Annotated in this window: 6 protein-coding genes and 3 tRNA genes; all 9 read left to right on the top strand. The window is 68.9% G+C overall.

Going from position 1 to position 5,808, the window contains the following annotated elements; translation table 11 throughout:
• Positions 1-145: 145 nt before the first annotated feature.
• Positions 146-1,666, top strand: a complete 1,521-nt coding sequence (locus Tfont_RS14165; protein WP_143969915.1) for an anthranilate synthase component I family protein — start codon at positions 146-148, stop codon at positions 1,664-1,666.
• Positions 1,663-2,241 (top strand): aminodeoxychorismate/anthranilate synthase component II, encoded by a 579-nt coding sequence (locus Tfont_RS14160; protein ID WP_143969914.1) that lies wholly within the window; start codon positions 1,663-1,665, stop codon positions 2,239-2,241. Before Tfont_RS14165 ends, Tfont_RS14160 begins: the two co-directional genes overlap by 4 nt.
• Before the next feature lie 35 nt (positions 2,242-2,276).
• Positions 2,277-3,332 (top strand): anthranilate phosphoribosyltransferase, encoded by a 1,056-nt coding sequence (trpD, locus tag Tfont_RS14155; RefSeq protein ID WP_143969913.1) that lies wholly within the window; start codon positions 2,277-2,279, stop codon positions 3,330-3,332.
• On the top strand, positions 3,329-4,129 hold the full coding sequence (gene trpC / locus Tfont_RS14150; protein WP_143969912.1) for an indole-3-glycerol phosphate synthase TrpC: 801 nt from the start codon (positions 3,329-3,331) through the stop codon (positions 4,127-4,129). The genes trpD and trpC overlap by 4 nt, the downstream gene beginning before the upstream one ends.
• On the top strand, positions 4,126-4,704 hold the full coding sequence (locus tag Tfont_RS14145) for a hypothetical protein (RefSeq protein ID WP_143969911.1): 579 nt from the start codon (positions 4,126-4,128) through the stop codon (positions 4,702-4,704). Before trpC ends, Tfont_RS14145 begins: the two co-directional genes overlap by 4 nt.
• A 15-nt stretch (positions 4,705-4,719) precedes the next feature.
• Positions 4,720-4,805, top strand: a tRNA-Tyr gene (locus Tfont_RS14140).
• 68 nt (positions 4,806-4,873) lie between these two features.
• Positions 4,874-4,947: transfer RNA gene (locus Tfont_RS14135), tRNA-Gly, on the top strand.
• Between the two features lie 61 nt (positions 4,948-5,008).
• Positions 5,009-5,083: transfer RNA gene (locus tag Tfont_RS14130), tRNA-Thr, on the top strand.
• 70 nt (positions 5,084-5,153) lie between these two features.
• Positions 5,154-5,808: GTP-binding protein (locus tag Tfont_RS14125; RefSeq protein ID WP_143968582.1), on the top strand; the 655-nt coding region annotated here is incomplete at its 3' end.

Below are 5,808 nucleotides of genomic sequence, written 5' to 3'. Positions count from 1 at the left end.
CGGACAGCGAACATGGCGGTGAGTGTATCAAAGGCACCGGGCGGACCCGCGTTCTATGATGCGCGGTTGCCCTCACTCTTGGTACCCTGGTCCGTCTCGCCCATGTCTGCCCCGCCGTCCCCGCCCCGCCAGGAGCCCCGTTGCCGTGATCACCGAACTGGAATTCCGCAGCCTCGCCGCCGAAGGCTACAACCGCATCCCGCTGATCGCCGAAGCCTTCGCCGATCTGGAAACCCCCCTGTCCCTCTACCTCAAGCTGGCCCACGCCACCCACGGCGGCCGCAACAGCTTTTTGCTGGAGTCCGTCGTCGGCGGCGAGCGCTTCGGCCGCTACAGCTTCATCGGCCTGCCGGCACGCACCTGGCTGCGTGCCTACGGCTTCGGCGAAGCCGCGCGGACCGAGGTCGTGCGCGACGGCACCGTCGTCGAGACACTGGGCGGCAACCCGCTGGATGCCATCGCCGCCTACCAGCAGCGCTTTCGCGTGGCGCTCAGCCCCGGGCTGCCGCGGTTTTGCGGCGGGCTGGCGGGCTATTTCGGCTACGACACCGTGCGCCACATCGAGCGCAAGCTCGCCGGTACCTGCCCGCCGGATCCGCTCGATCTGCCCGACATCCTGTTGCTGCAGACCGAGGAGCTGGCCGTCATCGACAACCTCTCGGGCAAGCTGTATCTGATCGTCTATGCCGATCCCGCCCAGCCCGAGGCCTACGCCAGCGCCAAGCGCCGCCTGCGCGAGCTCAAGGACCGCCTGCGCTACTCGGTCAGCGCCCCGTCCGTCAAGGCCGGCGACGCCTACCCCGAGCAGCGCGAGCGCGGCCAAGCCGATTTCTTGGCGGCCGTCGACGAGGCCAAGGCCCTGATCCAGCAGGGCGATTTCATGCAGATCGTGATCGGCCAGCGCATCCACAAGCCCTACCGGCACAGCCCGCTAAGCCTGTACCGCGCGCTGCGCTCGCTCAACCCCAGCCCCTACATGTACTACTACAACCTGGCCGGGGCCGATGCGCGCGGCAGCGACCTGCATGTGGTGGGCGCCTCGCCCGAAATCCTGGTGCGCCAGGAGCGCACCGACGAAGGGGTGAAGGTGACCATCCGGCCCCTGGCCGGCACGCGGCCGCGCGGCGCCACACCCGAGAAGGACAAGGCCGCCGAGCAGGACCTGCTGGCCGACCCCAAAGAGCGCGCCGAGCATGTGATGCTGATCGATCTGGCGCGCAACGACATCGGCCGCATCGCGCAGATCGGCACCGTCAAGGTGACCGAGGCCTTCGCGGTGGAGCGCTACAGCCACGTCATGCACATCGTCAGCAATGTCGAGGGGCTGCTGCGCCCGGGCCTGACCAGCATGGACGTGCTGCGCGCCACCTTCCCGGCCGGCACGCTCACCGGCGCGCCCAAGGTGCACGCCATGGAGCTGATCGACCGGCTGGAGCCGACCAAGCGCGGCATCTACGGCGGCGCGGTCGGCTACCTGAGCTGGGCGGGCGACATGGACCTGGCCATCGCCATCCGTACCGGTGTCGTGCACGACGGCACGCTCTATGTACAGGCTGCCGCCGGTGTGGTGGCCGACTCCGTGCCGGAGCTGGAGTGGAAGGAAACCGAACACAAGGCCCGCGCCCTGTTGCGCGCCAGCGAACTGGTCGAGGAGGGGCTGGAATGAGCCGCATCAAGCTGCTGATGGTGGACAACTACGACTCGTTCACCTACAACCTGGTGCAGTACTTCGGCGAGCTGGGCGCCGAGGTGGCGGTGTTCCGCAACGACGAGATCACGCTGGAGGGCATCGCCGAGCGCGCGCCGGACCGGCTGGTCATCTCGCCCGGTCCGTGCTCGCCGGCCGAGGCCGGCATCTCCGTGGCGGCGATCCGCCACTTTGCCGGCCGCGTGCCGATCCTGGGCGTGTGCCTGGGGCACCAGAGCATCGGCGCGGCGTTCGGTGGGCGCATCGTGCGCGCACGCGAGCTGATGCACGGCAAAACCAGCCTCATCACCACCACGCAGGAGGGGGTGTTTGCCGGCCTGCCGCGCCAGTTCACCGTCAACCGCTACCACTCGCTGGCCATCGAGCGCGCCACGCTGCCGCCGGAACTGGCCATCACCGCCTGGTGCGACGACGGCGAGATCATGGGCGTGCGCCACCGCGAGCTGCCAGTGCAGGGCGTGCAGTTCCACCCCGAAAGCATCCTGACCGAGCACGGCCACGCGCTGTTGCGCAATTTCCTGCAGTCCCCCTGACCCCCCTTCGCCGATCCCTCCTCCAGGAGACCCCCATGCCCCACCGACACGTCATCACGCCGCAGGAGGCGCTGCAGCGCACCATCGAGCACCGCGAGATCTTCCACGACGAGATGCTGCACCTGATGCGGCTGATCATGAGCGGCGAGATCTCCCCGCTGATGACCGCCGCGATCATCACCGGTTTGCGCGTCAAGAAGGAAACCATTGGCGAGATCACCGCCGCCGCCCAGGTGATGCGGGAGTTTTCCACCAAGGTCCATGTCGAGGACACCACCCACCTGGTCGACATCGTCGGCACCGGCGGTGACGGCGCGCACACCTTCAACATCTCCACCTGCGCCATGTTCGTCGCGGCCGCGGCGGGCGCCAAGGTCAGCAAGCACGGCGGGCGCAGCGTCAGCAGCAAGTCCGGCAGCGCCGACGTGCTGGAAAGTCTGGGCGTCAATATCAACCTGCCGCCGGCCGCCATCGCGCAGTGCATCCGCGAGGTCGGCATCGGCTTCATGTTCGCGCCCAACCACCACCCGGCCATGAAGAACGTCGCCCCCGTGCGGCGCGAGATGGGTGTCAAAACCCTCTTCAACATCCTCGGCCCGCTGACCAACCCGGCCGGCGCGCCCAACATCCTGATGGGGGTCTTCCACGCCGATCTGGTCGGCATCCAAGTGCGGGCGCTGCAGCGCCTGGGCACCCAGCACGCGCTGGTCGTTTATGGCAAAGACGGCATGGACGAGGTCAGCCTGGGCGCCGCGACCATGGTCGGCGAGCTCAAGGACGGCGAGATCATCGAATACGACATCCACCCCGAGGACTTTGGGCTGGCCATGGCCAGCCACCGGGCCTTCCAGGTGAGCACGCCCGAGGAATCGCGCGCCCTGCTGCTGGCCGTGCTCGACGGTCAAGGCGGCCCGGCGGCCGATATCGTCGTCCTCAACGCCGGCGTGGCGCTGTACGCCGCCAATGTGGCCGATTCCATCGAAGCCGGCATCGCCCGCGCCCGCGAGGCGCTGGCCAGCGGCGCGGCCAAGGCCAAGCTGGAGCAATTCGTCACGGCCGCGCACCGGCTGGGCGCGGAGGCGGCCGCATGAGCGACATCCTGCAGCGCATTTGCGCCACCAAGCGCGAGGAGGTGGCCGCCGCGTCCGCGCGCGCACCGCTTGCGACCGTGCGCGCGCAGGCCGAAGCGAGCCTGCGCGACGACCTGCCGCGCGACTTTGCCGGCGCGCTGCGCACCGCGCAGGCTGCCGGGCGCGCCGCCGTCATCGCCGAAGTCAAGAAAGCCAGCCCCTCCAAGGGCGTGCTGCGCGCCGACTTCGACCCGGCGGCGATTGCCGCCAGCTACGCGCGCCACGGCGCGGCCTGCCTGTCGGTGCTGACCGACGTGCCGTACTTCCAGGGCCACCCGGACTATCTGCGCCAGGCGCGCACGGCCGCACCATTACCGGCGCTGCGCAAGGACTTCCTCGTCGATCCCTACCAGGTGTGGGAGGCGCGTGCGCTCGGCGCCGACGCCATCCTGCTGATCGCAGCCTGCCTGGACGACGCGCAGATGGCCGACTTCGAGGCCATCGCGCAGGAACTGGGCATGGCGGTGCTGGTGGAGGTGCACGACGCCGCGGAGCTGGAGCGCGCGCAGCGCCTGCGCACGCCGCTCATCGGCGTCAACAACCGCGACCTGCGCACCTTCCAGGTCTCGCTGCAGACGACGCTGGACCTGCTGCCGCGGCTGGAGCCGGGGCGGCTGCTGGTGGCCGAAAGCGGCATCGCCACGCGCGACGACGTGCGCCGCCTGCGCGACGCCGGCGTGCCGGCTTTCCTGGTCGGCGAGGCGTTCATGCGCGCCGACGACCCCGGCGCGGCGCTGGCCGCGCTGTTCGGCGCATGAGCGGGACGGCGCCAGTGGCGCCGCTGGCGGCCGTGCCAGGCCTCACGGCCCACCACCAGCCCTGTCCTGGTGCCATCACCGGTTTCGTCTTCATCTGCCCGGGCCGCTTCGAGGCGCAGCGCGGCTACCCCTGCGCCGCGGGCACCGGGGCCAACCTGGCGCGCGCGCTGGCCGAGTTGCATCGCCGGGATGCGGTGCGGTTTGCGTCCCCGCACCGGGCCGACTATGTCGTCACCAATGCGTGGCCGCAGGTCGAATACCCGGCGCTCACCGGCCGCTCGGTGCCCACGGTGGCCGAAGTGCTGCAGCCGGCCAATCTGGAGCGCCTGGCCGCCGAGCTGGCCGGCCTGCGCTGGGTGGTGGCCTGCGGGGCGCAGGCCCATGCCGCCGTGCGCGCGTTGCGCGACGCGGGGCGACTGACGGCCGACATCGCCTGCGAGCGCCACCTGAGCCAGCGCTCCATCAACAGCATCCGCGCCGGCGCCGACACCGCCGGCCGCATCGCGCACTGGTGCGCCGCGGTGCTGCAACAATTTTCCCCGGGGGTCGAAAACGCGCCGCAAATCGTGGCATAATCTGGGGCTCTCGCCGGAGGGGTGCCCGAGTGGCTAAAGGGGGCAGACTGTAAATCTGTTGGCTTACGCCTACGTTGGTTCGAATCCAACCCCCTCCACCAGCGATACCGGTTGTGTTGGCAAGAGAGAAGGCAGTGACGGCCCGCGTCCGAATCAGGCGGGGTTCGACGCGGGAGTAGTTCAATGGTAGAACCTCAGCCTTCCAAGCTGATGACGCGGGTTCGATTCCCGTCTCCCGCTCCAATGCAGCGCCGGTGCTGGACTTGGTGAACGATTTGTTGCGACGGCCGCAAGGCGGTCGCAGGCCCATGTGGCTCAGTGGTAGAGCACTCCCTTGGTAAGGGAGAGGTCGGCAGTTCGATCCTGCCCATGGGCACCAACGCTGTTGTCCTGGCCCCACGTCGGGGCGTGTGAGTGAGTTCGGCAAACATCCATTCGGAGCTGTAACGATGGCAAAGGAAAAATTCGAGCGGACCAAGCCGCACGTCAACGTGGGCACGATTGGTCACGTGGACCATGGCAAGACGACGCTGACGGCGGCGATCACGACGGTGCTGGCGGCCAAGTACGGCGGCCAGGCCAAGGCCTATGACCAGATCGACGCGGCGCCCGAAGAGAAGGCACGCGGCATCACCATCAACACCGCGCACGTCGAGTACGAGACCGCCAACCGCCACTACGCGCACGTCGACTGCCCCGGCCACGCCGACTACGTCAAGAACATGATCACCGGTGCCGCCCAGATGGACGGCGCCATCCTGGTCGTCTCCGCCGCCGACGGCCCCATGCCCCAGACCCGCGAGCACATCCTGCTGGCGCGTCAGGTCGGCGTGCCCTACATCATCGTCTTCATGAACAAGTGCGACATGGTGGACGATGCCGAGCTGCTCGAACTCGTCGAGATGGAAGTGCGCGAGCTGCTCTCCAAGTACGACTTCCCCGGCGACGACATCCCCATCATCAAGGGCTCCGCTCTGAAGGCGCTCGAAGGCGACAAGGGCGAGCTGGGCGAAGGCGCCATCATGAAGCTGGCCGAAGCGCTGGACAGCTACATCCCCACGCCCGAGCGCGCCATCGACGGCGCCTTCCTGATGCCCGTGGAAG

It is taken from the genome of Tepidimonas fonticaldi, assembly GCF_007556755.1.
In the GTDB taxonomy this organism is placed as follows: domain Bacteria; phylum Pseudomonadota; class Gammaproteobacteria; order Burkholderiales; family Burkholderiaceae_C; genus Tepidimonas; species Tepidimonas fonticaldi.
Note: the sequence above shows the minus strand (reverse complement) of the source record. Positions and strands in the feature narration are given on the sequence as shown.

Coding starts and splice junctions, on each gene's coding strand:
- Tfont_RS14160 (WP_143969914.1), top strand. CDS start 1,663: ATGAGCCGCATCAAGCTGCTGATGGTGGACAACTACGACTCGTTCACC.
- trpD (WP_143969913.1), top strand. CDS start 2,277: ATGCCCCACCGACACGTCATCACGCCGCAGGAGGCGCTGCAGCGCACC.
- trpC (WP_143969912.1), top strand. CDS start 3,329: ATGAGCGACATCCTGCAGCGCATTTGCGCCACCAAGCGCGAGGAGGTG.
- Tfont_RS14145 (WP_143969911.1), top strand. CDS start 4,126: ATGAGCGGGACGGCGCCAGTGGCGCCGCTGGCGGCCGTGCCAGGCCTC.